This is a genomic window from Cellulomonas xylanilytica (genome assembly GCF_007989805.1).
In the GTDB taxonomy this organism is placed as follows: Bacteria; Actinomycetota; Actinomycetes; order Actinomycetales; family Cellulomonadaceae; genus Cellulomonas; species Cellulomonas xylanilytica.
This window is the reverse complement of the sequence record NZ_BJUB01000015.1, coordinates 43,520-67,418: the sequence shown is the minus strand read 5'-3', so window position 1 is coordinate 67,418 and position 23,899 is coordinate 43,520. Positions and strand designations below refer to the sequence as shown.

The window sequence follows — 23,899 nt, the reverse complement described above, 5'->3', positions numbered from 1 at the left end:
CCGCCGGTGGCGGGCCCGTCTCGGGGGGAGGCGGGCTCGCCACCGGCGGACGTACCCCCCACCACGAGCAGCAGGAGAGAAGTGACCAGCACCCAGAGCCCGCCGACGCAGGACGGCGTGCGTCCGACGGAGGCCGTCGGGCCTCCTCGGCCGAGCCGCCGCCGTCGCACGCGCGTGGTCGACAAGGGCGCCAGCCGGCTGTTCCGCTGGACCGCCACCGGGGCCGGGGCCCTGATCCTCGTCGTGCTCGTCGCGGTCGCCGCCTTCCTGGTGCTGCGCGCGTGGCCGGCGCTGACCACCCCGGCCGCCGAGCTGACCGAGAAGGTCTCGTGGATGGGCGAGGCGACCTCGCTCCTCGACTTCGTGGGACCGCTGATCTTCGGCACGGTGCTCGCCGCCGCGCTCGCACTGGTCATCGCGACACCGATCGCGCTGGGCATCGCGCTGTTCACGTCGCACTACGCGCCGCGCCGGCTCGCCTCGGGCCTCGGCTACCTGGTCGACCTGCTGGCGGCCATCCCGTCGGTTGTCTACGGCCTCTGGGGCGGCCTGGTGCTCGCCCCGATGGTGAAGCCGGTCTGGGCGTGGCTCAACGAGTACCTCGGCTTCATCCCGTTCTTCGCGGGAACCGTGTCGCCGACCGCCCGCGTGCTCATGACCGTGGGACTGGTCCTCGCCGTGATGATCCTGCCGATCATCACGGCCGTGAGCCGCGAGGTGTTCCTGCAGACGCCGCGCCTGCACGAGGAGGCCGCGCTCGCCCTGGGCGCCACGCGCTGGGAGATGATCCGGGTCGCGGTGCTGCCGTTCGCCCGCTCGGGCATCGTGTCCGCCGCGATGCTCGGCCTGGGCCGCGCGCTCGGCGAGACGATGGCCGTCCTGATGATCCTGTCGCCCGGCTTCCTGTACTCGTTCAAGCTGCTCGAGGCGGGACAGCAGCAGACGATCGCGGCGAACATCGCCGCCCAGTTCCCCGAGGCCAACCCGCTGGGCGTCTCGGCGCTCATCGCGACCGGTCTCGCGCTGTTCGTCATCACGCTCGTCGTCAACATGGCCGCTCGCGCGATCGTCGCGCGCCGCAAGGACTTCTCGGGAGCGAACTGATGACCGCCACGACCCTCCCCGAGGGCAACCCGGAGCTGCGGGCGCTCCTGCGCCAGGTGGACAAGGGCCGCCACCGCAAGGACCGCGTGATGAAGGGGCTCATCTACGCCGCCTTCGTCGTCGCGATGCTGCCGCTGATCTCGGTCTCGTGGACCGTGATCGTCAACGGCATCGAGCGCTTCAACGCCTACTTCCTCACGCACTCGATGCGCGGGGTGTTCGGCGGCATGGACGCCGGAGGCATCTACCACGCCATCATCGGCACCCTCGAGATCACCCTGGCCGCCACCCTGATCTCGGTGCCCATCGGCCTGCTCACTGCGATCTACCTGGTGGAGTACGGCCGCGGCTCGCTCGCCCGGGCGGTCACCTTCTTCGTGGACGTCATGACGGGCATCCCGTCGATCGTCGCGGGCCTGTTCGCCTACGCGCTGTTCGCCGTGCTGCTGGGACCCGGCGTCCGCATGGGCATCGTCGGCGCGGTCGCGCTGAGCGTGCTGATGATCCCGGTGGTCGTGCGGTCCTGCGAGGAGATGCTGCGGCTGGTGCCCAACGAGCTGCGCGAGGCCGCCCTCGCCCTGGGCGTCCCGCGCTGGCTCGTCGTCATCAAGGTCGTGCTGCGGACCTCGATCGCCGGCATCGGCACCGGCATCACGCTCGCGATCGCCCGCATCATCGGCGAGACCGCGCCCCTGCTGATCACGGTCGGCGTCATCGACTCGATCAACTTCAACCTGTTCGAGGGCCGGATGATGACGCTCCCGGTCTACGTCTACCGGCAGTACTCGCAGGGCCTCGTGCCCTGCACGCCCGGGGACCTGGCGTGCATCCCGACCATCAACTACGACCGGGCCTGGGCCGCGGCGCTGACGCTCATCCTCATCGTCATGCTGCTCAACCTGGTCGGCCGCCTGATCACCCGCTTCTTCGCCCCCAAGAACCTCGGCTGAAAGACACCCCCATGGCACAGCGCATCGACGTCAAGGACCTGAACATCTTCTACGGCGACTTCCGGGCCGTGGCCGACGTGGAGATGGCGGTCGAGCCCCGCTCGGTCACCGCGTTCATCGGCCCGTCGGGCTGCGGGAAGTCGACCTTCCTGCGCACGCTCAACCGCATGCACGAGGTCATCCCCGGCGCGCACGTGCAGGGCAGCGTCGCGATGGACGGCGTGGACCTGTACGGCTCCGACATCGACCCGGTCGCCGTCCGCCGCCAGGTGGGCATGGTGTTCCAGCGCCCCAACCCGTTCCCGACGATGTCGATCGCCGAGAACGTGCTGGCCGGCATCAAGCTGAACAACAAGCGCATCTCCAAGGGGGACGCGCAGGACGTCGTCGAGGCGTCGCTGCGGGGCGCCAATCTCTGGAACGAGGTCAAGGACCGGCTCAACCGGCCGGGCTCGGGTCTCTCGGGCGGCCAGCAGCAGCGCCTGTGCATCGCGCGGGCGATCGCGGTCAAGCCGCAGGTGCTCCTCATGGACGAGCCGTGCTCCGCCCTGGACCCGATCTCCACGCTCGCCATCGAGGACCTCATCGCCGAGCTGAAGTCCGACTACACGATCGTCATCGTCACCCACAACATGCAGCAGGCCGCGCGCGTCTCGGACCGCACGGCGTTCTTCAACCTCGCCGCGACGGGGGAGCCGGGCCGGCTGGTCGAGATCGACGACACCGCCACGATCTTCTCGTCCCCGCGCGTGCAGGCCACGGAGGACTACATCTCGGGACGCTTCGGCTGATCCGCACACGCAGAAGGGGCCGTCCGGATCGGACGGCCCCTTCGGTGCGTCTGGTCAGTCCTCGGCGGGTGCGGTGGGCACCTGGGACGCGTACTCGGGCAGCGTGCCGTCGAGCACGGGCACCTGCACCTCGATCGAGCCGTCCTCGGGCGTGGAGATGGTGACGGGCACCAGACCGCCCGGCGGGGTGTCGACGGCGGGGAACGTCACCTCGGCGTACCCCTCGTCCTCGGCGTCGCTCACACCGAGCAGCACGGTCTCCCGGGGGCCGAGCTCGACGACCGTCTCCTCGTCACCGATCGCGAGCGTGACGGACCGGTCCTCGGAGCCCTCGTTGATGAGGCCGCCCTGCAGCGTGCCCGGGTCGCCCTCGGCCGCCGTGAGCACCAGGAGGTTGCTGGCGCGCACGTCACCGATCGTGGCGCGGACGCCGTCCGACGCGGAGTACTGCTCGTCGGTGGTGATCTGGTTCGTCGCGGAGCAGCCGGCGAGCGTCAGCCCGGCCACGGCGACGCCGACGACGAGGGCGGCAGCCCTCAGGGAGCGGGGGCGGGGCGAGGTCACGGTGACTCCTCGGGACGTCGGGCGCTGCGGCGGGCTGCGGGTCGGTGGACGGGTGTCACCGTCGGGCCCCAGCCTAGCCGTCGCGCACGCGTGCGACCCGCCTGCCGGACGCGTGACCGGTCCCGGTGCGACCGACGTGCGACCCGGGGGCGACCCGGTCGGTGCGCTGCCCGTGACCTGCGCAGATGCCGGTAATCACGCGCCAAAAGGCCAAAAACGGCGTGATAAGATACCCCTCTGCGAAAGGGGACACCTGCAGATGACTTTCACTGTTGGGGAGACCGTTGTCTACCCGCACCACGGTGCGGCATTGATCGAAGAGATCAAGACCAGGACCATCCGCGGAGAGGACAAGCTCTACCTCAAGCTCAAGGTCGCTCAGGGAGATCTCACCATCGAGGTCCCGGCTGAGAACGTCGACCTGGTGGGCGTGCGCGACGTCGTCGGCCAGGAAGGCCTCGACAAGGTGTTCGAGGTCCTGAGGGCCCCGTACACCGAGGAGCCGACCAACTGGTCGCGTCGCTACAAGGCGAACCTCGAGAAGCTCGCGTCGGGCGACGTCATCAAGGTGGCGGAGGTCGTGCGTGACCTGTCGCGCCGGGACGCCGACCGCGGCCTGTCGGCGGGCGAGAAGCGCATGCTCGCCAAGGCCCGCCAGATCCTCGTCTCGGAGCTCGCACTCGCCGAGCACACCGAGGAGGAGAAGGCCGAAGCGATCCTCGACGAGGTCCTCGCGTCCTGACGACGCGGTGAGCGTCGCTGCAGTACTGACTGCCGCCGGGAGCGGCAGCAGGCTCGGTCATTCCCTCCCGAAGGCCCTCGTGCCGCTGGGAGGACAGTCGCTCGTCGCGCACGCTGCCCAGAACCTGCTGGCGGCGCGCGCGGCGGGCGACGATCGCGTCCGGGTGCTGGTGGTCACCGCACCCGCGTTCCACCTCGACGCCATCGCGGGCGAGCTGACCGGGCTGGACGCCGACGTGACCCTGCTGGTCGTCGCCGGCGGCGCCACCCGGCAGGCCTCGGTGGCCGCGGGGCTGGCTGCGCTCGACTCCGACGCCCGAGCCGCCGACGTGGACGTGGTCCTCGTGCACGACGCCGCACGACCGCTCGCGCCGCCGTCGCTGGTGGCCCGCGTCATCGAGGCCGTACGTGACGGGCACGCCGCGGTGGTGCCCGGGCTGCCGGTGACGGACACCATCAAGCGCGTCGCAGCGCACCGCGGCGTCGTGGTCGAGCCGGTGCTCGAGACGGTCCCGCGGGCCGAGCTGCGCGCCGTCCAGACGCCCCAGGGGTTCGCCCGGGACCTGCTGGTGCGGGCGCACGCCCACGGTGCCGAGGACGCGCACGACGAGGCCCTGGCGGCCTCGGACGACGCGGGCCTGGTCGAGCGGCTGGGCGAGCCCGTGTGGGTGGTCTCCGGCGACGAGCGGGCCGCCAAGATCACGACCGCGCGGGATCTCGCGGTCGCCGCCCTGCCGACGGAGAACACCGAGTGAGCACCCTGCCCCGCACGGGGATCGGCGTCGACGTGCACGCCTACGACGAGAGTCCCGGGGCGGACGCCGTCCTGCACCTGGCCGGGCTGGCCTGGCCCGGGGAGCGGCCGCTCGCCGGGCACTCCGACGCCGACGTCGCCGCGCACGCCGCGGCGGACGCGCTGCTGTCCGCGGCCGGACTGGGCGACCTCGGGTCGAACTTCGGCACGTCCGAGCCCGAGTGGGCCGGGGCGGCGGGGGCGACCCTGCTCGCCGAGGCGGCACGGCGGGTCCGGGCGGCCGGCTTCACCGTCGGCAACGTGGCCGTGCAGGTGATCGGCAACCGCCCGAAGGTCGGTCAGCGGCGGGCGGAGGCCGAGGCGGCGCTCTCGTCGGCGGTCGGCGCTCCCGTGAGCGTCTCGGCGACGACCACCGACGGGCTCGGGCTCACGGGCCGCGGCGAGGGTGTCGCGGCGATCGCCACGGCGCTGGTCGTCGCGGACTGACGCCGTCGCGTGCTGCCCAGCAGCACGCCCGTCAGCACGAGCGCCCCGCACGCCAGCTCGGTCGCCGACGTGCGCTCGCGGAGCAGCAGCCACGACGCGCCGATGCCGACCACGGGGACGAGCATCGAGAACGGGGCCACCGTGCTCGACGGGTGGCGTCCCATCAGCGCGGTCCACAGGCCGGTGCCGACGAGCGTCGCGACGACGACGGTGAAGAGCAGACCGGCGAGCGCGAGCAGACCCTGCCTGCTGTCGAGCCCCTGGAACGAGCCGGCGATCTCGGCGGGCCCCTCCACGAGCAGGGACAGCGCCAGCAGCGGCAGGGGCGGCACGACGGACATCCACAGCAGCAGCCGGAACGGTTCGCCGGGCTGGGCCTGCATCGCGCGCCGGTTGCCGAGGTTGCCGACCGCCCAGCCGAGCCCGCCGCACAGCGTCAGCAGCACGGGGACCAGGGTCGCGCCGCCGTCCAGCCCTGCGCGGTGCACGGCGATCCCCGTCAGGCCGGCGACGGCGAGCAGGATCCCCACGCCCTGCCGCGCGGTGATCCGCTCGCGCAGGAACACCCCGGCCAGCAGCACCGTGAACGGCGCCGAGGACTGGAGCACCAGCGAGGCCAGGCCCGTGGGCATGCCGGTGGACATGGCCAGGTAGAGGAACACGAACTGCAGCACGCCGAAGCCCAGGCCGTACAGGGCGATCCAGCGCCAGGGGGCGGAGGGGCGGGGCACCAGCAGGACGGTCGGGACCGCGATGAGCGCGAACCGGAGCGCGACGAGGAAGAAGGGCGGGAACTGCTCGAGCGACAGGTGGATCGCGGGGAAGTTCAGGCCCCACAGCACCGCCACGAGGACGGCGAGCAGGCGGTCGCGGGTCGGCATGGTCCGAGCATGGTGGCGACCCAACGTGCAGCACCATCGAATAGTGCTGACGGGTCGATGTAGCGTTGCTGCATGGATCCGCGCACGCTGGAGACGCTCCGGGCGGTGGGCAGCCAGGGCGGGGTCACCGCCGCCGCGGCCGTGCTCCACCTGACCCCGTCGGCGGTGTCCCAGCAGGTTGCCCAGCTGCAGCACGAGGTCGGCGTGCCGCTGACGGAGCGGGTCGGCCGCGGCCTGCGCCTGACGCCGGCGGGGGAGGCGCTCGCCGAGGCGGCGGTGGACGTCGCGGTGGCGCTCGAACGGGCACGTGCCGCGTGCGACGAGTTCCTGGAGCGTCCGCAGGGCGTGGTGCGGGTGTCCGCGTTCCAGAGCGGCGCCCAGCTGCTGCTGCCGGCGCTGCTCTCCCGCGTCGCCGCGATCGACGGCATCACCCTGGAGTGCTCCGACGAGGACGTCGCCCAGGACGACTTCGTCGCGCTCACCGACCGGATGGACGTCGTCGTCGCGCACCGGCCCGACGACGGACCGGGATGGGCCGGCGGCCGGGCGGTCCGGGTGGTGCCGCTGCTGCGCGAGCCGCTGGACCTGGCGGTCCCGCTCGACCACCCGCTGGCGCAGCGCACCGAGGTCCGCCCGGACGACCTGCGGGACCTGCCGTGGGTGGCCGTGCGCGAGGGGTTCCCCGTCGCGACGGTGCTCGGCGCGGTCGGCGCACGGTCGGGGTCGGCGCCGCGGATCGTGCACCGCATCAACGACTTCCACGTGGTCGAGGCGCTGGTCGAGGCAGGTCACGGGGTCTCGCTGCTGCCCCGGTACACGTTCGGAGGCGGGGCGCGTGTGCGCCTGGTGCCCCTGGCCGGCGTGCGGGCCGGCCGGCGCATCGACGCGCTGCTCAGGCGGGACCGGGCCGAGCGCCTCGTGGTCCGTCGGGTCCTCGACGAGCTCCGGGCGCTCGCCGCCGACATCGGTTCCGCCTAGCCGTCCGGCGTGTGCGCGCAGGTCACCGGCGTGTCCGAAATCTGGGGTAGCGTCCGGTCCCGCTCAGCAGGTACCGTCCCCGGCGTGACACAGTCGTCGGAGGCCAAGACCGAGCGGCTCCCCGTCGTGGGAGCGCTTGCACACCCCAACCTGCCCGTCCGGGACAACGGGGTGCAGGCCGTCCGGATCCGCGTCCGTGTCCCCCTCGACATCCTCGAGGCCACCAGCGCCGGGCTGCGCGAGCTCGACGACCACAACCGCCGCGAGCTCAACGAGACGCCCCCGCCGCTGCCGTTCTGAGAGCCCCTCAGGGGAGGAGGATCAGCTTCCCCGCAGCGTGTCCCGCCTGCCCGTCCCGGTGGGCCTCGGCGACGTCCGACAGCGGGTACGTCCGCGCGACGCGGACGTCGAGCGTCCCGTCGGCGGCCAGCTCCGCCAGCTGCGCCCGCGCAGCCTCCCGCACCGCGGTCCCGGGATCCGCACCGGGCCCGCCGCCCAGGGCCTTGATGCCCAGCTCGCCCGCGCGGCCGAACCCCGCGATCGTCGCGATGCGGTCCCGGTCGCTCACCACGGCGACCGACGTGTCCAGGGCCTCGTCGGTGCCCACGGCGTCGATGGCGACCGTGACGGCACCGGTGTGCCGGGCGGCCTCGTGCACCCGCTCGAGCAGCCCCTCGCCGTAGGCCACCGGCGTCGCGCCCAGGTCGCGCAGGTCGTCGTGGTGCCGTGGCGACGCCGTCGCGATCACCTGGGCCCCGCGCAGGACCGCGAGCTGGACGACCATGCGGCCCACCCCGCCCGAGCCGCCGTGCACGAGCACGACGTCGCCGTCGCGGGTGCCGGTCGCGCTGAGCGTGTGGACGGCCGTGGCGCCGGCCAGCAGGAGACCCGCAGCGGCCGGCCAGTCGAGGTTCGACGGCCGCCGCACGGTGACCTGCTCGGAGACGACGATCCGGTCCGCGTAGCCGCCCGTCACCCGCCACGCGATGATCTCGTCACCGGGGGAGAGCCACCGCACCGACGGGCCGACGGCGCTCACGACACCGGACACCTCGTAGCCCAGCCGCATGGGCAGGTTCGCGGGGTTGGTGCCGTAGGCGCCCGCGTACCCCTTCCAGTCGGTCGGGTTGACGCCCGCCGCGCGGACCTCGACCAGGACGTTGCCGGGACCGGGCTCGCCGGGGTCGACGTCGACGAGGCGAAGGACTTCCGGACCGCCGTACGCGCTCGCGACGACGGCCCTGCTGCTGAGGGCCACCGGCACACTCTGCACCTGTCCGGCCTGCCAGGGCCAGTGGCTGACGCGTGCGGGTGCGGCCGTCACCCCGTCGGGTGACGCCTCAGGCGAGCGGCAGCCACACCCGCATCGTCGACGGTCCCCGGTTCGCCCAGTCGTGGTACGCGATCAGCGGGACCTCCGAGCGGGGAGCGTCGGGCAGCCCCGACGGGTCGCCGTACGGCCAGGGGCCGTCGGCAGGGGGGACCGTGGCGACGGTGACCAGCACGCGCCCGTCGACCTCGCGCACCCCGGCGCCCAGGTCCAGCCGCACGTCGGACACGTCGGTGCCGCCGAGGTCGACGGACTCCAGGGCCAGCACCTCGGGACCGCGCTCGACCGCCACGCAGCCGCGCACCGCGTCGATGCGGGCGTCCGGGCGGGACACCCGCGGGCTCATCGGCAGGCGCAGCTCGACCACGTCGCCGGCCGCGAAGCGCCGGTGCACCGAGACCGTGCCGACGGGTGCCGGCTGCACGCCGTCCGGGGTGCTGAGCTCCGCGCCGTCGGCCCAGCCGGGCACGCGCAGGGTGAGCGTCCACGGCCGGTCCTCGGTGGCGACCACGGTCACGCGGACCAGCCCGTCGACCGGGTAGTCCGTCTCGACGTCGAGCTCGACGCGGCGGCCGTCGCCCAGGGTCGTGCGGATCGTGGACGGCGCGTACTGGTGCAGCTGGAGGCCGTCGTCGTCGGTGGTCGCGACGTAGGCGGCCAGGCCGGCGAGCGTGCGGGCGACGTTCGGCGGGCAGCACGACACCGCGAACCACGGCGCACGCAGCGAGGACGACGCGCGAGGGCTGGCGACGTCCGTCGGCGGGACCGTGCCGGGCACCCGCTGGTGCAGCGTATTCGTGTAGTAGAACGCCGTGCCCTCGTGCGACGGCGACGTGGCGACCACGTTGAACAGCGTGCGCTCCATGAGGTCCGCGTAGCGCGGCAGGCCCTGGGCCAGCAGGAGGCGCCAGGAGAACATGACCGAGCCGACGCCGGCGCACGTCTCCGAGTACGCCCGGTCCGCCGGCAGGACGAAGTCGTGGCCGAACGCCTCGCCCTCGTGCTGCGAGCCCTGCCCGCCGGTGACGTAGGTGCGGCGCGCGACGGTGTTCTCCCACTGGGTGGTCAGCGCGTCGAGCAGGTCCGTGTCGTCGGTCTCGACGGCGACGTCGACCGCACCGGCGGCCAGGTAGTTCGCGCGGACGGCGTGCCCGCGCAGGACCGTCGCGTCCCGGACCGGCACGTCGTCCTGGAAGTACTCCTGGCCCAGGTGGATCTCGGCGAGCGTCCCGGTGCCTCGGCGCTCGACGAACAGCGCGGCCGCCTCGACGTAGCGGCGGTCACCGGTCGCGCGGCCCAGCTCGGCCAGCGCCGGCTCGATCTCGGGGTGCCCGCAGACGGACGCGATCCCGTCGGGCCCGAACGTCTCGACCACGTGGTCGGCGGCCCGGCGGGCGATCGCCAGCAGCCCGTCGTCGGCGTCGGGACGCGTCCGTGCGCGGGCGACCGCCGCCTGGAACAGGTGGCCGAAGCAGTACAGCTCGTGCCCCCACTCGAGGTCGGAGTACCGCGGTCGCTGGCCGGGCCGGCCGAAGTTCGTGTTGAGGTACCCGTCGGGCTCCTGCGCGGCACCGACCCGGCGCACGAGCGCACGGAACCGGCCGTCGAGCTCCGCGTCGTCGGTCCGGCCGATCTCCCAGGCCATGGCCTCGAGCAGCTTGTAGACCTCCGAGTCGGAGAACTCGCGGCCTCCGCGGTCGAGCGGGGACAGGCTGCCCGCGGCCGCGGCGTCGAAGTTGCCGATCCAGCCCTCGCGCTCCATCCAGTGCTCGATGTGCGCGAGGCTCGCGGCGCCGTTGACGGTCTGCCGTCGGCCCCAGAAGCCGCCGGTGATCTGCACCTCGTCCAGCCCGAGCGGGCGCAGGGTGCCGCGCGAGGGGGCGACGGGTGCAGCGGGGGTCGTGGTACCAGTGGTCATCGTCATCCCTTGAGCGCACCCGACATGAAGCCGCGTACGTAGTGTCGTTGGAGCAGGAGGAACAGCACGATGCAGGGCAGCGCCAGCACGACGACGCCGGCCTCGGTGGCGCCGTAGTCGACGACGCCCTGCACCTGGCCGCGCAGGTTGGACACGGCCAGCGGGAGGGTCATCTTGTTGGAGTCGTTGATGAGGATCAGCGGCGCGAAGAAGTCGTTCCAGGCCGCGAGGAACGCGAAGAGCCCGACGGTGATCAGGCCCGGGCGGACGGCGGGCAGCAGCACCCGCCACAGCGCCGAGAACGACGAGCAGCCGTCGACCATCGCGGCCTCGTCGAGCTCCCGGGGGATCGACTCGAACGAGATCCGCATCATGAACGTCGAGAACGGCAGCTGGAACATGGTCAGCACGAGCGCCACGCCGACCAGCGAGTTCTGCAGGCCGATGCTGTTGAGCAGCACGTACAGCGGGATCAGCAGGGTCGCGTACGGGACCATGAGGATGGCCAGCGTGAGCATGAACAGCGCGTTGCGGCCGGGGAACCGGAACCGTGCGAACGCGTACCCGCCGAGCGTCGAGATGAGCAGGGTCAGCACCACGCACAGCCCGGAGACGAACACGGAGTTGGCCAGGTACTGCCAGATGCCGGCCTGGTAGGCGGCCAGCGTCCGGTAGTTGCCGAAGCCCCAGCCGTCCACCTGCCCGGTGCCCGGGTGCGGCGACACGGAGGCCACCGACGTCCAGACGAGCGGGAACAGGAAGATCACGGCCAGCGCGCCGGAGAACACCCAGAACGGGGTGCGCAGCGCGAGACCCGCGATCGTCGTGGGCGGCGCCGTGCGGTGGGTCGGCGGGAGCGCGGCGGCCTCGGGGTGGTGCTGGACGGTGGCGATGGTCATCGTCGGCCCCCTCAGCTCTCGTCCGAGCCGCGGAAGGCGCGGAGCTGGACGACGTTGATGACGACGAGCGCGGCCAGGACGAGCACGGACAGCGCCGCGGCGACCCCCAGGTCGTTCTGGCCCTGGAACGCGACCGAGTAGATGAGCTGGACCACGGTGATCGTGCTGTTGTCGGGACCGCCCTTGGTGAGGATGTAGAACTGCTCGAACGCCAGCAGCGACCCCGTGACGCACAGGATCGTGGTGAGCGCGAGGGTGGGCTTGAGCAGCGGGATCGTGATCTTGGAGAAGGTGTGCCACCGGTTGGCGCCGTCCATGCGGGCCGCCTCGTAGATGTCGCCGGGGATGGCCTGCAGGCCGACCAGCATGAGCAGCATGTAGAAGCCCGCGTACCGCCAGACGATGAGGAACAGCGTCGAGGCCAGGGCCGCGTCGGGGGAGCCCAGGAAGCTCCAGCCCATGCGCTCCATGAACGGTGCCAGCGGCCCGGCGAGCGGCGAGTACAGGACGTAGAAGAGCAGCGACGCCGACGCCAGACCCAGGGCGCTCGGCACCAGGAACGACGTGCGCAGCAGGCCCTTCCAGCGCGACGACTCCTGCACCATGAGCGCGAGCCCCAGACCCAGGGCGATCAGCAGGATGGTCGCCAGGATCGTGTACTTCAGGGTGAACACGACCGAGTCGACGAAGAACCGGTTGTCGACCGCGGCGGTGAAGTTGTCGGGGAAGTTGATCCCCTGGTCGCCCGACAGCAGCGGCCACTTCGACGCGCTCATCCGGAACACCAGGACCAGCGGCACGACGAACAGGACGAGGACGAACAGGGCGGTCGGGGACGCGTACGCCCAGCCGCGCAGGCGGTGGCTCCGGGTGCGCCGGCTGCTCAGCCGGGGGGAGGTGGCGGTGTGGACCGTCATCGGGTGCCTCTCGAGCGGGTGTGTCGGGGACGGGGGGTGGGGTGCCGCTGCGCGCCGTGCCCTGCAGCGCTGCGGCACCCCACCGGCAGCGGCTACTGCCCGAGCACCGCGGTGATCTCGTCGTTGTCCGCGTCCACGTTCGCCCCGTCGCCGAGGACCGCCCCGCGCACGAGCGTCAGCCACGGGCTGCTCGGGGCGTTGAACGCCTGCTGGAAGTTGAGCGCGACGGGGGTGTCACCCTCGGCGGCGACCTCGTTGATGGTCACCAGGCGGGGGTCCTTGGCGGCGTACTCGTTGTCCGCCAGGTCGGACCGGGAGACGACGTCGTTGTTCTTGGCCAGCACCTCGACCTGCGCGTCCTCCGACATCATCCAGGACAGGAAGTTCCAGGCCTGGGCGGCGTTCTCGGAGTCCTTGGAGACGCCGATGCCGTCACCGCCGACGAACGTCGAGGCGCCGCCCTCCGGGCCGGGGATGCCCGCCACGCCGACGTCGAACCCGGTGGTCGACGCCAGCAGCGTCGCCGGGTAGAACATCAGGCCGACCTTGCCCTCGGTGAAGCCCGCGGTCCACGTCGGACCGGCCTCGTCCTCGGACGACGGGAGCACCGCGCCGGAGTCCCACAGGTCCTTCCACGTCGAGTAGATCTCCTTGGCGGTGTCGCTCGCGAGCAGCGACTCGGTGCCGTCCTCGCTCATGACCTCCTCGCCGTCCGCCCACACCGACGGGAACCACGTGAAGACCAGGCAGCCGCCGCAGTTGAGGCCGGTCGCGGTGCCGTAGGTGTCCGGCTTGTTCAGCGCCTGGACCGCCTTGGCCGCCTCGGCGTACTCGGTGAGGTTGGCCGGCGCCTTCTCCGGGTCCAGCCCGGCCTCCGCGAACAGGTCCTTGTTCCAGAACAGCATGGACAGGTCCAGCACGAACGGCAGGACGTGCTCCTTGCCGTCCGCGGTGCCGGCGTCGAGGTGGCCCTTGTTGATCGAGTCCTTGAACTCCAGGCCGTCGATCTGCTCGGTCAGGTCCTGGAACAGGCCCTGCTGGACCCAGTTGGGGACGTAGACGATGTCGGCGGCGAACAGGTCCGGCAGACCGTCCGACCCGGCGGCGGCGCCGACCTTCGCGACGTAGTCGTCGTTGGGGACGACGGTCAGCTCGACCTGGTTCTCGTGCGAGGCGTTGTACGCGTCGACGAGGAGGTTGGCCTGCGCCTCCAGCGGTGCGCGGGTCCACAACGTCAGGGTCGTGCCGTCGTCGGTGCCGTCCGGCCCGGCGGTGACGGCCGCGCCGCCATCAGCATCGCCGCCGCCTCCGTCGTCGGCGCTGGTGCATGCGGCCAGGCCGACCAGCAGGCCGGCCGTCGCGAGCCCGGCGGCCAGGCGGGTGCCCGCCGACCGGGTGCGGATGATCCTCATGTCGTCTCCTCGTGCTCTTCGTCGAGCGGGTGCCGTCGTCGGCACCTCGGGGGATCTGTCCAAGGGCGAAACCCCTTGTCGGCTACCGGAGATCGGACGGGGTGCACCGGCCGGTAGGACGGTGTCTCCACGGCGCTGACGTGCGCACCTGGAAGCCTCCGCCGAACCGGCCCGATCCCGAAACGAGCCGAAAAGGTTTTCTGAAGATAGGGCGGCGGGGGCTGGCGCGTCAACGGGTCGCGGCGGTTACAGTTCGAGCACCAACCGCTGTCGCCCCCGAGGAGGTGGTCCCGTGGCCCAGGCACGCGCGGTGACGCTCTCCGACGTGGCGCGCCTCGCCGGCGTCTCCGTGGCCACCGCCTCCAAGGCGCTGAACGGGCGCGACCAGGTCAGGGAGACCACCCGGCAGCGGGTCGTCGAGGCCGCCGAACAGCTCTCGTTCAGCCCCAACCCGCTCGCCCGCGGCCTGCTCGCCGGGCGCACCGGGACCGTCGGCCTGCTCACCAGCGACCTCGAGGGCCGGTTCGTCATCCCGATCCTCATGGGCGCCGAGGACGCGTTCGGCGCCGGCCAGGTCAACGTCTTCCTCTGCGACGCCCGCGGGGACGCCATCCGCGAGCAGTACCACCTGCGCGCGCTGCTCAGCCGCCGTGTCGACGGCCTCATCGTCGTCGGCCGGCAGACCGACCCCCGGCCCTCCCTCGGGCACGCCATCCCCGTCCCCGTCGTCTACGCGTACGCGCCGTCCGACGACCCGTCCGACCTGTCGATCACCCCCGACAACGTGCACGCCGGCCGCGTCGCCGTCGAGCACCTGCTCGCCTGCGGACGCACCCGCATCGCGCACATCACCGGCGAGCCCGCCTACGCCGCCGCGCGCGACCGGGCCGAGGGCGTCCGCGCCGGCCTGCACGCCGCCGGCCTCGACCTCGTCGGCGACGTCATGTTCAGCGAGTGGTCCGAGGGCTGGGGCCGCGACGCCGCCGCCGTGCTGCTCGCCCGGCACCCCGACCTCGACGCCATCCTGTGCGGCTCCGACCAGATCGCCCGCGGTGCCCTCGACACCGCCCGCGACCTGCGCCGCGCCGTGCCCGACGACCTCGCGGTCATGGGGTTCGACAACTGGGAGGTGCTGACCACCAACTCCCGTCCCGAGCTGACCAGCATCGACGCCAACCTGCAGCAGCTCGGACGCACTGCAGCCCAGCGGGTGTTCGCCGCGCTCGACGGCGTGGAGCTCGGGTCGGGCACCGAGTACGTGGCGGGCCGCCTGGTGATCCGCGGCTCGACGGTCGCGCGGCGGTAGGGCGAGGCAGGGCTACGCCGCGCTGTGCCTTCTACCCGCGCAGGGCTACGCCGCGCTGTGCCTTCTACCCGCGCAGGGCTACGCCGCGCGGCGCTCACCCGGGCCCAGGAGACGGTCCAGGTACGGGTTGCTGAAGACGCCGTCCGGGTCGGCCTCCGCGCGGACGCGCTGGGCGTCGGCGAAGCGGGGGTACAGGGCGGCCAGCTGCTCGGCCTCGAGCCAGTGCATCTTGCCCCAGTGCGGCCGGCCACCCACCTGGGCCACGATCCGCTCGACGGCCGCGAAGTAGCGCGCGTACGGCAGCCGCAGGTACTGGTGCACCGCGACGTACGCGGTCTCGCGGCCGTGCGCGGTGGACAGCCACAGGTCGTCGGCGGCGGCGAACCGCACCTCGACGGGGAACGGCACACGCTCGCCGCTCGACTCGATCCAGGCGTCGATCTCGTGCAGCACCTGCACCAGGTGCTCGCGCGGGACCGCATACTCCATCTCGCGGAACCGCACGCGGCGGTGGGAGACGAACACGTCGGCCGACGGGGCGGTGTAGCGGCGCGAGGACAGGGCCCGGGCGGCGATCCCGTTGATCGACGCGGTCGTCGACGGGAGCAGCGTGGCGACGCCGTTGGCCAGCGAGAACACGGCGTTGGACAGCAGCTCGTCGTCGACCCACCCGCGCAGCCGCGGCAGGGGGACCACGACGTCGTCGGCCACGCGGTTGTTGCGCTTGGTCAGCGCCCGGCGCGTGTGCGGGAACCAGTAGAACTCGAAGTGGTCGTTGCTCTCGACGAGGCCGTCGGGGCCGTCCAGCTGCTCGAGGACCTCCTCCAGCGCCCACGGCTCCTCGCGTGCCTCCAGGCGGTACGCCGGGACCACCTCGAGGGTCACGGCGGCGAGCACGCCGACGCTGCCCAGGCCGAGCCGGGCGAGCTCGAACAGCTCCGGCTGCTGCGTCGGCGACGTCTCGACCACCTGGCCGGTGGCGGTGACCAGCCGGGCGCCGACGACCTGCGTGGCCAGCCCGCCCAGCTTCGCGCCGGTGCCGTGCGTGCCGGTCGAGATGGCCCCGGCGACCGACTGCTTGTCGATGTCGCCGAGGTTGCGCATGGCGAGGCCGTGCTCCGCCAGGAGGGCGTTCAACGCTCCGAGCCGGATGCCGGCGCCGACCGTGACGTGCGTCGTGCCGTCCGGCTGGGGAGCGACACGCTCGAACGCGTCCAACGAGTCCAGACGGATGTGGACCCCGTCGGTGACCGCGACGGGGGTGAAGGAATGACCCGCCCCGACCGCGCGCACGTGCAGGCCGTCGGCCACCCCGGAACGCACCGCCGAGGAGAGTTCTTGCAGGTCACGGGGGTGCAGCACGCGGCGAGGCGTCGCACGCGCGGTGCGCGCCCAGTTCTGCCAGTCGCCAGATGCCGTCAGTCTCCCCATAATGATGAAGGGTCGTCCTGGTCGATTGTCCAAGTCAAGTGCGTCAAGTCCTTGACTATCGTGACAAGTGCTATTGAACTGTGCACTTGGGGGAGGCGTCGGCCTCGCCCACCGGGCGGTGTCGGCCGGTGGGGCCGTCGCTAGAGGGAGGGGAACCCTGTGATGAACCGCTTGCCCGTGGCCGAGAGGCGTGAGCAGCTCATCGAGGCTGCGCTCGCCGTCGCGAGCCGGGACGGTATCGACGCCGCCACCGTGCGCGCCGTGGCCGCCGAGGCCGGAGTCTCGCTGGGTGTCGTGCACTACTGCTTCCAGGACAAGGACGAGCTCCTGCGCGCGATGGCCCACGCCATCACCGCGGCCAACCTCGAACGCAGCCTGGGCGAGCTGCCCGTGGAGAAGGAAGACCCCGAGTCCGTCATCGAGGGGATCATCGACGCCCTCTGGACCGGCATCAAGGAGTCCCGGGGCCCCCAGCTGCTGAGCTACGAGCTGACGACGTCGTCGCTGCGGCACAGCGAGCTGAACCAGGTCGCCATCGAGCAGTACCGCGGCCAGTGGGCCGCCGCCGAGCAGGTCCTGAACCTGGTGGAGCGGTCCGCCCACGTCGGGTGGTCGGTGCCGCGCGGGACCCTCGCGCGCACGATCGTCGCGGTCGTCGACGGCTTCTCGCTGGCGTGGCTCGTCGACGGCGACAGCGAGGCCGCGCGCAGCGGGCTGCAGGGCTTCGGCCGGTTCCTCGCCACGATGGCCGTCCCCGCCCCGGTCGACGCCGACGCCGCCGCGACCCCCGCGTGAGCGACCCGGCGGCGCAGCCGGCGCGTCGGGCACGCATCGCGGTCTCCGCCGGCTTCGCCGGCCAGGGGTTCGCGTACGCCACCGTCCTGACCAGCCTGGAGGGCTTCAAGGACCGGTACGGCATCGACGACGGGCAGGTCACCCTCGTCGTGCTCGGTGTGTGCCTCATGGCCGCGGTCGGCACCGTGGTCGCCGACCGCGTCGCGCGGACCGCCGGAGGCAGCCGGGTCGTCCTGGGCGCCGGGCTGCTGACCGTGGCCACGGCTGTCGTGGTCGCCGCCGTGGCGCCCGTCTTCGCCGTCCTCGCCCTCGGGTTCGCGGTGTACGGCATCGGCCTCGGCATGGTCGACGCCGGCACCAACATGCAGGCGGTGGCCATCCAGCGCGAGTACGGGCGGTCCCTGCTCACCGGGTTCTACGCGTCCTGGTCCGTCGGCGGGATCGCCGGCGCCGTGTTCGTCGCGGCCACGGTCGGTCGGACCCCGACCGACCCGGTCGCCGTCGCGCTGCTCGCAGGGACGCTGGTCGCCGTCCTCGCCGCCGTGGGGGTGCTTCGCGCCGGGTGGCGGGTCACCATCCCGGTCCGTGCCGACGGCGTCGCGACGCCCGACGAGGCGCTGGCCGTCCCCGGCTCGGGTGGGGGCAAGGGCGTCGTGCCGTGGGGTGCCGTCCTCCTGCTCGGGCTGGGCGTCGTCGCGTTCTACGTCGCCGACACCGCGATCTCCACCTGGAGCACCATCTACCTCGGCGACGTCCTGCTGGCCGCCGCGTCCTTCGCGCCCCTGGGCTATGCCGCCTACCTCACGACGACGCTCGCGTCCCGCCTCGCCGGTGACCCGCTCGTGCGGCGGTGGGGCCGCGTGGTCGTGCTGCGGACCGGCGCGCTCGTCGGCGCGGCAGGCCTCGTGCTCGTCGTCCTCGCCCCCGGCCCGTGGGCGGGCCTGGCCGGCTTCGCGGTGGCCGGTGCCGGGCTCGGCGTGATCGCGCCCCTCTGCTTCTCGGCGGCCGGGGACCTCGCGCCCGGGCACGCGGACGCGGTCGTGGCGCGGCTCAACGTGTTCAACTACGTCGGCGCGGTCCTCGGTGGCGTGCTGGTCGGAGCCATCGGGAGCACGTCCTCGCTGCAGTACGGGTTCGTCGTCCCGATCGTGCTGATCGTCGTCGTGGCCGTCCTCGCAGGCCGCTTCGGCGTCACCCGCCGTACCGGCACCCCCGTCACCGCGGGAGCGGGTGCATGACCCGCACCCTCGGCGAGCGTCTCGACGAGGCGACGCAGGGCCTGGCCGCGCCCCTGGCCGTGGTGGACCTCGACGCGCTCGACGCCAACGCCGCCGACCTCGTGGACCGGGCCGGCGGCACGCCGATCCGCGTGGCCAGCAAGTCCGTGCGCGTCCGGCACGTGCTCGACCGCGTGCTCGCGCTCCCCGGGTTCGCCGGCGTCATGGGCTACTCCGTCCGCGAGGCCCTGTGGCTCGTCGCCCAGGGGGTCGACGACGTCCTGCTGGGCTACCCGAGCGTGGACACCGGGGCGCTCGACGCCCTCGCCGCGGACCCCGTCGCCGCCCGCGCGGTCACGCTCATGGTCGACGACGCCGCGCAGGTCGAGCTGGCCGCCCGGGCCGCCGAGGCCCACGGCACCACGCTGCGCCTCTGCATCGACGTCGACGCCTCGCTCAAGCTGCGGGTCGGCCCGCTGGCCGCGCACCTCGGCGTCCGGCGCTCGCCGGTGCACTCCGCCGCCGACGCGGGCGGGCTCGCCGCGGTGATCGCGCGCCGCGCCGGCGTCGACGTGGTCGGCGTGATGTTCTACGAGGCCCAGGTGGCCGGCCTGCCCGACTCCTCCGCCGCCGTCCGCGCCGTCAAGCGGCTGTCGATCCGGGACCTGGCCGTGCGCCGCGCCGCCGTCGTCGACGCCGTGCAGTCCGCCGTCGGCCACGAGCTGTCGCTGGTCAACTCCGGCGGCTCCGGCTCGGTGGCCTCCAGCGCCTCGGACCCCGTCGTCACCGAGGTCACCGCCGGCTCCGGCCTGTTCGTGCCCACCCTCTTCGACGCCTACCGCTCGTTCACACCCCGTCCGGCCGCGTTCTTCGGGCTCGACGTCGTCCGCGTCCCCGGCCCCGGCTTCGCGACCGTGTTCGGCGGCGGGTACATCGCGTCCGGGCCCGCCACCAAGTCCCGTCAGCCGCGGCCCGTGTGGCCCGCCGGGCTGGCGCTGACCAGCCGGGAGGGTGCCGGCGAGGTGCAGACGCCGCTGCGGCTGTCCAGCGGTGCGGACCTGCGGGTGGGTGACCGCGTCTGGTTCCGGCACGCCAAGGCCGGCGAGGTCATGGAGCGGTTCGACGAGGTCCACCTGGTCCGCGGCGCGACGATCGAGTCCACGGTCCCCACCTACCGCGGCGAGCACCACACGTTCGGCTGACCGCCACCGCAGCCACCCGGTCGCACCCCGACGTCCCGCTGATGGCTGCGTAGCGTCCGACGATCTGAGCGCCCTGGCGCTCGAACGTGCGGACGTCCCGCTGATGGCTGCGTGGCGTCCGAGGATCTGAGCGCTCTGGCGCTCGAATGTGCGGACGTCCCGGTGCTACGTACGCGACGTCCGAGGGTGCGGGTGGGCTGGTCGGGGGGCGGAAGGCGGGAGGGTTGCGCCCCGGTAGCCTTGACCGGTGACCCTGCGCCTCTTCGACACCGCGACCCGGACGGTGCGTGACTTCGTCCCACTCGTGCCGAACGAGGTGGGCATCTACCTGTGCGGGGCCACGGTGCAGGCGCCACCGCACATCGGGCACCTCCGGTCGGGCATCGCGTTCGACGTGCTGGTCCGCTGGCTGCGTCGCACGGGCCACCGCGTGACCCTGGTGCGCAACGTCACCGACATCGACGACAAGATCCTGGCCAAGGCCGCCGACGCGGGTGAGCCGTGGTGGGCGTGGGCCGCCACCAACGAGCGCGCGTTCACCGCGGCCTACGACGCCCTCGGCGTGCTGCCGCCCAGCTACGAGCCGCGCGCGACGGGCCACGTGCCGGCGATGGTCGAGCTGATGGACCGGCTGGTCGAGACCGGTCACGCGTACAGGACCGGCCCCGGCGACGTGTGGTTCGACGTCCGCAGCTACCCCGAGTACGGCGCCCTGACCAACCAGCGGGTCGACGACATGATCCCCGCACCCGACGGCACGGTCGACGACGACGCGAAGCGGGACCCCCGGGACTTCGCGCTCTGGAAGGCCGCCAAGCCCGGTGAGCCGGAGACCGCGTCGTGGGAGACGCCGTTCGGCCGCGGTCGGCCCGGTTGGCACCTCGAGTGCTCGGCGATGGCGCAGCGGTACCTCGGCGAGGCCTTCGACATCCACGGGGGCGGGCTCGACCTGCGCTTCCCGCACCACGAGAACGAGCAGGCCCAGTCGCGGGCCGCCGGCTACGGGTTCGCGCAGTACTGGCTGCACAACGGCTGGGTCACGCAGAGCGGCGCCAAGATGAGCAAGTCGCTCGGCAACGGGCTGCTGGTCACCACGGTGCTGGCCAAGGAGCGCGCGGCGGTCCTGCGCTACGCCATGACGGCCGTGCAGTACAGCTCGATGCTGGAGTGGACCGACGACACCTTGCGCGAGGCCGAGGCCACCTGGGACCGGCTGGCGGGGTTCGTCGAGCGCGCGGCCGAGAAGGTGGGGACGGTGGACGACGTCGAGGTCGCAGAGGCACCGCTGCCCGCGGACTTCGTGGCGGCGATGAACGACGACCTGAACGTGCCCGCCGCGCTCGCCGTGGTGCACGAGCATTTGCGCACCGGCAACTCTGCCCTCGCGAGCGGCAACCTCGGTGGGACCCGCAACGTCCTGGTCAAGCTCCGCGCGATGCTCGACGTGCTCGGCCTCGACCCCGGCGGCAGCCAGTGGCGTGCCCACGGCAGCGACGCGCGGTACGCCCGGGCGCTGGAGTCCGTCGTCGCCGCCGAGCTGGAGGCACGTGCGCAGGCCCGTGCCGCCCGGGACTTCGCCACGTCCGACGCGATCCGTGACCGCCTGGCCGCGGCCGGCATCGTCGTCGAGGACTCGCCTTCTGGGGCGCGCTGGTCGCTGGCCGCGCGGACCGAGGACTGATCCGCCGTGCACCAGCACGCACGAGACCACATCACCGAGGAGGGCTGGTCCGCGTACGCACCCGATCGGGAGCGCCGGACCGGCTCGACCACCGACAGGAGAACTGACCATGGCCGGAAACTCTGAGCGTCGCGGCGCCGTCCGCAAGGGCGGCTCGAAGAAGGTCGCCAGCGCGGGCACGGGCGGCAAGAACCGCCGGTCCCTCGAGGGCAAGGGGCCGACCCCCAAGGCGGAGGACCGCGAGTACCACCCCGCTCACAAGGCGAAGCTCGCCGCCGAGCGTCGGGCGGTCGCCGGCACGCGTGGCACCTCGGGCCGCCAGTCGGCCGGGGCGAGCCGCAGTGCCGCGGGGTCGAAGGGCGGGCGCAAGAGCTCGACGCACGAGATCGTCTCCGGCCGGAACTCGGTCGTCGAGGCGCTCCGCGCGGGCATCCCCGTGTCGACGGTGTACATCGCGTCCCGCCTGGAGGCGGACGACCGCACGCGCGAGATCATCAGCGTCGCGGGCAACTCGAACTACCCGCTGCTCGAGGTCAGCCGCGCCGAGCTGGACCGCCTCACGGACGGGTCGGTCCACCAGGGCGTCGCCATCCAGGTGCCGCCGTACGCGTACGCGGACGACGACGACCTGCTGGACGCGGCCGCGGAGACCGACCGGCCGGCGCTGATCGTCGCGCTCGACGGCGTGACCGACCCCCGCAACCTCGGTGCCGTGCTGCGGTCCGCGGGTGCGTTCGGCGCGCACGGCGTGCTGGTGCCGGAGCGGCGGGCGGCGGGCGTGACGGCGTCGGCGTGGAAGGTGTCCGCGGGTGCGGCGGCGCGCGTGCCGGTCGCCCGGGTGACCAACCTCGTGCGCACCCTGCAGGGCCTGAAGTCGGCGGGCGTGTTCGTCGTCGGGCTGGACGGTGGCGGCGACGTGTCGATCTCCGACCTGCCGTACGCGACCGACCCGTTGGTGCTCGTGGTGGGCTCCGAGGGCAAGGGTCTGTCGCGGCTGGTCCGTGAGCAGTGCGACGCCATCGCGTCCATCCCGATCGCGTCGGCCGTGGAGTCGCTGAACGCCGGCGTGGCCGCGGGCATCGCCCTGTTCGAGGTGGCGCGCCAGCGCGCCAGCTGAGCCCCCGTCAGCCGATCAGCTGGTCCGGGTCCACCTGCGGGATCATGTCGGTGTCCGGGATCTCGCCGGCCTGCACGCCGAGGATCGCCTGCTCGTCGGGACGCGTCGGCAGGATGGTCTTCACGTAGCTCTTCGCGGCCTGCTGCATGGGCACGTCGCGGCCCTGCTGCTCCGACAGGTACCACCGGTGGTCGAGCAGCTCGTGGTAGATCTGCGCGGGCTCGAGCTTGCCGCGCAGGTCGCGGGGGACGCTGCGGACGGCCGGCTCGAAGATCTCGGTCAGCCAGTCGTGCGCGACGAACGACTCGTCCTCGCGCTGCCGGTCGGTGGCGGCGCGGTACTCGTCGAGGTCGTTGAGCAGCCGCCGCGCCTGGTTCTCCTGCACGTCGAGGCCGGTGAGGCGCATGAGCCGGCGGGAGTGGTGCCCGGCGTCCACGACCTTCGGCTGGATCCGCACGCTGGTGCCGTCGACGTCGGTGGTGATGTCGAGCTCGCCGACGTCGAACCCGAGGTCGTTGAGACGGTCGATGCGGGCCTGCACGCGCCAGCGGTCCCCGAACGTGAACGACTCGGACTCGGTCAGGGCCCGCCACAGCTCGCCGTACCGCTCGGCGAGCGCGTCGCCGATCGCGACCGCGTCGACGTCCTCCTCGAGGAACTCGCCGGCCTGCAGGTCCATGAGCTCGCCGATGATGTTGACGCGCGCGACCTCGAGGTCGTAGCTGCGCTGACCGTCGGAGAGCCGGTCGTGCAGGTCACCCGTCTCGGCGTCGACCAGGTACGCGGCGAACGTCTCGGCGTCCCGGCGGAACAGGGTGTTCGAGAGCGACACGTCGCCCCAGTAGAAACCGACCAGGTGCAGCCGGACCATGAGCACCGCGAGCGCGTCGATGAGCCGCGTGGCGGTGTCGGGGCGCAGCGACTGGCTGAACAGCGCGCGGTACGGCAACGAGAACGACAGGTGCTTGGTGATCAGCACCGCCTCGAGGCGCTCGCCGTCGGCGTCGCTGCGGCCGGTGATGACGCCGACGGGCTCCACGCTCGGCACGTCGAGCCGGCGCAGCTGGCGCAGCAGCTCGTACTCCCGGTACGCCACGGTCTCGCCGATCTCCTTGACCGCGACGACCCGGCCGGACATCTTGGCGAACCGCACGATGTGACGGGAGATACCGCGGGGCAGGGCCGCGAGGGTCTCCGCCGGCCACTCCTCGAGCGGGATGTGCCACGGCAGGTCGAGCAGCGCGGGGTCGGGCGAGGCCGCCGTGATCTGCAGGCGCTGCGGCGTCGGACTCATGGTCACGATCCTCTCAGAGAACACCGACGGGGCCGCCTGACGAATGCGACAACGTGGCCGGGGGAAAAGCCGCAGGGCGGCGTCAGCCGAAAGGCAACAGGGCGGCCCCGGCCGAAGCCGGGACCGCCCTG

General features: G+C 72.8%; 22 protein-coding genes and 1 pseudogene. 14 read left to right on the top strand and 9 right to left on the bottom strand.

Features of this window, described 5'->3' with window-relative positions; translation table 11 throughout:
• Positions 1 to 81: 81 nt before the first annotated feature.
• From pstC to pstB, 3 genes are read left to right on the top strand one after another with little or no spacing between them, the layout of a single operon-like run.
• A complete protein-coding gene (pstC, locus tag CXY01_RS19475; protein WP_146931101.1) occupies positions 82 to 1,104 on the top strand; it encodes a phosphate ABC transporter permease subunit PstC in 1,023 nt (340 codons plus the stop codon).
• Entirely contained in the window at positions 1,104 to 2,054 is a 951-nt protein-coding gene (gene pstA / locus CXY01_RS19470) for a phosphate ABC transporter permease PstA (RefSeq protein ID WP_146931098.1), read from the top strand. The genes pstC and pstA overlap by 1 nt, the downstream gene beginning before the upstream one ends.
• Positions 2,055 to 2,065: 11 nt before the next feature.
• Complete coding sequence (gene pstB, locus CXY01_RS19465) at positions 2,066 to 2,845, top strand: phosphate ABC transporter ATP-binding protein PstB (protein ID WP_146931095.1); 780 nt, start codon at positions 2,066 to 2,068, stop codon at positions 2,843 to 2,845.
• Between the two features lie 54 nt (positions 2,846 to 2,899).
• Here the strand turns inward: pstB and CXY01_RS19460 are convergent, their stop codons facing one another.
• Positions 2,900 to 3,409, bottom strand: a complete 510-nt coding sequence (locus CXY01_RS19460; RefSeq protein WP_146931092.1) for a hypothetical protein — start codon at positions 3,407 to 3,409, stop codon at positions 2,900 to 2,902.
• A gap of 259 nt (positions 3,410 to 3,668) precedes the next feature.
• On the opposite strand from CXY01_RS19460, the gene CXY01_RS19455 reads away from it, so the two are divergent.
• The 3 genes and pseudogenes from CXY01_RS19455 to CXY01_RS19445 form a co-directional block, all read left to right on the top strand.
• Entirely contained in the window at positions 3,669 to 4,151 is a 483-nt protein-coding gene (locus CXY01_RS19455) for a CarD family transcriptional regulator (RefSeq protein ID WP_055916922.1), read from the top strand.
• A 7-nt stretch (positions 4,152 to 4,158) separates the two neighbouring features.
• A complete protein-coding gene (gene ispD, locus CXY01_RS19450) occupies positions 4,159 to 4,905 on the top strand; it encodes a 2-C-methyl-D-erythritol 4-phosphate cytidylyltransferase (RefSeq protein ID WP_146931089.1) in 747 nt (248 codons plus the stop codon).
• A pseudogene (locus CXY01_RS19445) lies at positions 4,815 to 5,321 on the top strand (2-C-methyl-D-erythritol 2,4-cyclodiphosphate synthase); the annotation flags it as partial. The gene ispD and the pseudogene CXY01_RS19445, both read left to right, overlap by 91 nt.
• Here CXY01_RS19445 and CXY01_RS19440 read toward each other — a convergent pair.
• Positions 5,243 to 6,271, bottom strand: coding sequence for an EamA family transporter (locus CXY01_RS19440; protein ID WP_443092707.1), 1,029 nt, complete (start codon positions 6,269 to 6,271; stop codon positions 5,243 to 5,245). The pseudogene CXY01_RS19445 and the gene CXY01_RS19440 sit on opposite strands and share 79 nt — an antisense overlap.
• 72 nt (positions 6,272 to 6,343) lie before the next feature.
• Between CXY01_RS19440 and CXY01_RS19435 the strand changes: the two genes are divergently transcribed.
• Positions 6,344 to 7,249, top strand: a complete 906-nt coding sequence (locus CXY01_RS19435) for a LysR family transcriptional regulator (protein ID WP_146931083.1) — start codon at positions 6,344 to 6,346, stop codon at positions 7,247 to 7,249.
• A gap of 84 nt (positions 7,250 to 7,333) precedes the next feature.
• A complete protein-coding gene (locus CXY01_RS19430; protein ID WP_146931080.1) occupies positions 7,334 to 7,549 on the top strand; it encodes a PHP domain-containing protein in 216 nt (71 codons plus the stop codon).
• A 7-nt stretch (positions 7,550 to 7,556) separates the two neighbouring features.
• Here the strand turns inward: CXY01_RS19430 and CXY01_RS19425 are convergent, their stop codons facing one another.
• From CXY01_RS19425 to CXY01_RS19405, 5 genes are all read right to left on the bottom strand, one after another.
• Positions 7,557 to 8,507 carry an NADP-dependent oxidoreductase gene (locus tag CXY01_RS19425; RefSeq protein ID WP_146931077.1) on the bottom strand — a complete coding sequence of 317 codons (951 nt, stop codon included), beginning with the start codon at positions 8,505 to 8,507 and terminating at the stop codon, positions 7,557 to 7,559.
• Between the two features lie 82 nt (positions 8,508 to 8,589).
• Positions 8,590 to 10,503 carry a glycoside hydrolase family 127 protein gene (locus CXY01_RS19420; protein WP_146931074.1) on the bottom strand — a complete coding sequence of 638 codons (1,914 nt, stop codon included), beginning with the start codon at positions 10,501 to 10,503 and terminating at the stop codon, positions 8,590 to 8,592.
• On the bottom strand, positions 10,500 to 11,396 hold the full coding sequence (locus CXY01_RS19415) for a carbohydrate ABC transporter permease (protein WP_146931071.1): 897 nt from the start codon (positions 11,394 to 11,396) through the stop codon (positions 10,500 to 10,502). The genes CXY01_RS19420 and CXY01_RS19415 overlap by 4 nt, the downstream gene beginning before the upstream one ends.
• An 11-nt stretch (positions 11,397 to 11,407) precedes the next feature.
• Positions 11,408 to 12,313, bottom strand: a complete 906-nt coding sequence (locus CXY01_RS19410; protein ID WP_146931068.1) for a carbohydrate ABC transporter permease — start codon at positions 12,311 to 12,313, stop codon at positions 11,408 to 11,410.
• A gap of 92 nt (positions 12,314 to 12,405) precedes the next feature.
• Positions 12,406 to 13,725, bottom strand: coding sequence for an ABC transporter substrate-binding protein (locus CXY01_RS19405; protein ID WP_146931065.1), 1,320 nt, complete (start codon positions 13,723 to 13,725; stop codon positions 12,406 to 12,408).
• A 292-nt stretch (positions 13,726 to 14,017) separates the two neighbouring features.
• Here CXY01_RS19405 and CXY01_RS19400 point away from each other — a divergent pair, with 292 nt between their 5' ends.
• Entirely contained in the window at positions 14,018 to 15,031 is a 1,014-nt protein-coding gene (locus tag CXY01_RS19400; protein WP_146931062.1) for a LacI family DNA-binding transcriptional regulator, read from the top strand.
• Positions 15,032 to 15,109: 78 nt separating this feature from the next.
• On the opposite strand, the gene CXY01_RS19395 is transcribed toward CXY01_RS19400, so the two are convergent.
• Positions 15,110 to 16,462, bottom strand: a complete 1,353-nt coding sequence (locus CXY01_RS19395; protein WP_146931059.1) for a D-arabinono-1,4-lactone oxidase — start codon at positions 16,460 to 16,462, stop codon at positions 15,110 to 15,112.
• Positions 16,463 to 16,624: 162 nt separating this feature from the next.
• Between CXY01_RS19395 and CXY01_RS19390 the strand changes: the two genes are divergently transcribed.
• The 5 genes from CXY01_RS19390 to rlmB all read left to right on the top strand — a co-directional run bounded on the left by CXY01_RS19390 (position 16,625) and on the right by rlmB (position 22,474).
• Positions 16,625 to 17,257 (top strand): TetR/AcrR family transcriptional regulator, encoded by a 633-nt coding sequence (locus CXY01_RS19390; protein WP_146931056.1) that lies wholly within the window; start codon positions 16,625 to 16,627, stop codon positions 17,255 to 17,257.
• Positions 17,254 to 18,495 (top strand): MFS transporter, encoded by a 1,242-nt coding sequence (locus CXY01_RS19385; RefSeq protein ID WP_146931054.1) that lies wholly within the window; start codon positions 17,254 to 17,256, stop codon positions 18,493 to 18,495. The genes CXY01_RS19390 and CXY01_RS19385 overlap by 4 nt, the downstream gene beginning before the upstream one ends.
• On the top strand, positions 18,492 to 19,676 hold the full coding sequence (locus tag CXY01_RS19380) for an alanine racemase (protein WP_146931051.1): 1,185 nt from the start codon (positions 18,492 to 18,494) through the stop codon (positions 19,674 to 19,676). Before CXY01_RS19385 ends, CXY01_RS19380 begins: the two co-directional genes overlap by 4 nt.
• A 247-nt stretch (positions 19,677 to 19,923) precedes the next feature.
• Positions 19,924 to 21,357 (top strand): cysteine--tRNA ligase, encoded by a 1,434-nt coding sequence (gene cysS / locus CXY01_RS19375; RefSeq protein ID WP_146931048.1) that lies wholly within the window; start codon positions 19,924 to 19,926, stop codon positions 21,355 to 21,357.
• A 109-nt stretch (positions 21,358 to 21,466) separates the two neighbouring features.
• Entirely contained in the window at positions 21,467 to 22,474 is a 1,008-nt protein-coding gene (rlmB, locus tag CXY01_RS19370; RefSeq protein WP_146931045.1) for a 23S rRNA (guanosine(2251)-2'-O)-methyltransferase RlmB, read from the top strand.
• A gap of 7 nt (positions 22,475 to 22,481) precedes the next feature.
• Here rlmB and CXY01_RS19365 read toward each other — a convergent pair whose 3' ends face one another.
• Positions 22,482 to 23,768: a DUF4032 domain-containing protein gene (locus CXY01_RS19365; RefSeq protein WP_146931042.1), complete on the bottom strand. Its 1,287-nt coding sequence runs from the start codon at positions 23,766 to 23,768 to the stop codon at positions 22,482 to 22,484.
• Between the last annotated feature and the right edge of the window lie 131 nt (positions 23,769 to 23,899).

Excerpts from the sequence above, each read along its gene's own strand:
- pstB (WP_146931095.1), top strand. The coding sequence starts at position 2,066 with ATGGCACAGCGCATCGACGTCAAGGACCTGAACATCTTCTACGGCGAC.
- CXY01_RS19410 (WP_146931068.1), bottom strand. The coding sequence starts at position 12,313 with ATGACGGTCCACACCGCCACCTCCCCCCGGCTGAGCAGCCGGCGCACC.
- CXY01_RS19420 (WP_146931074.1), bottom strand. The coding sequence starts at position 10,503 with ATGACGATGACCACTGGTACCACGACCCCCGCTGCACCCGTCGCCCCC.
- CXY01_RS19390 (WP_146931056.1), top strand. The coding sequence starts at position 16,625 with ATGAACCGCTTGCCCGTGGCCGAGAGGCGTGAGCAGCTCATCGAGGCT.
- CXY01_RS19380 (WP_146931051.1), top strand. The coding sequence starts at position 18,492 with ATGACCCGCACCCTCGGCGAGCGTCTCGACGAGGCGACGCAGGGCCTG.
- CXY01_RS19365 (WP_146931042.1), bottom strand. The coding sequence starts at position 23,768 with ATGAGTCCGACGCCGCAGCGCCTGCAGATCACGGCGGCCTCGCCCGAC.
- CXY01_RS19395 (WP_146931059.1), bottom strand. The coding sequence starts at position 16,462 with ATGGGGAGACTGACGGCATCTGGCGACTGGCAGAACTGGGCGCGCACC.
- pstA (WP_146931098.1), top strand. The coding sequence starts at position 1,104 with ATGACCGCCACGACCCTCCCCGAGGGCAACCCGGAGCTGCGGGCGCTC.
- CXY01_RS19405 (WP_146931065.1), bottom strand. The coding sequence starts at position 13,725 with ATGAGGATCATCCGCACCCGGTCGGCGGGCACCCGCCTGGCCGCCGGG.
- rlmB (WP_146931045.1), top strand. The coding sequence starts at position 21,467 with ATGGCCGGAAACTCTGAGCGTCGCGGCGCCGTCCGCAAGGGCGGCTCG.
- CXY01_RS19440 (WP_443092707.1), bottom strand. The coding sequence starts at position 6,271 with ATGCCGACCCGCGACCGCCTGCTCGCCGTCCTCGTGGCGGTGCTGTGG.
- CXY01_RS19435 (WP_146931083.1), top strand. The coding sequence starts at position 6,344 with ATGGATCCGCGCACGCTGGAGACGCTCCGGGCGGTGGGCAGCCAGGGC.
- CXY01_RS19455 (WP_055916922.1), top strand. The coding sequence starts at position 3,669 with ATGACTTTCACTGTTGGGGAGACCGTTGTCTACCCGCACCACGGTGCG.
- CXY01_RS19415 (WP_146931071.1), bottom strand. The coding sequence starts at position 11,396 with ATGACCATCGCCACCGTCCAGCACCACCCCGAGGCCGCCGCGCTCCCG.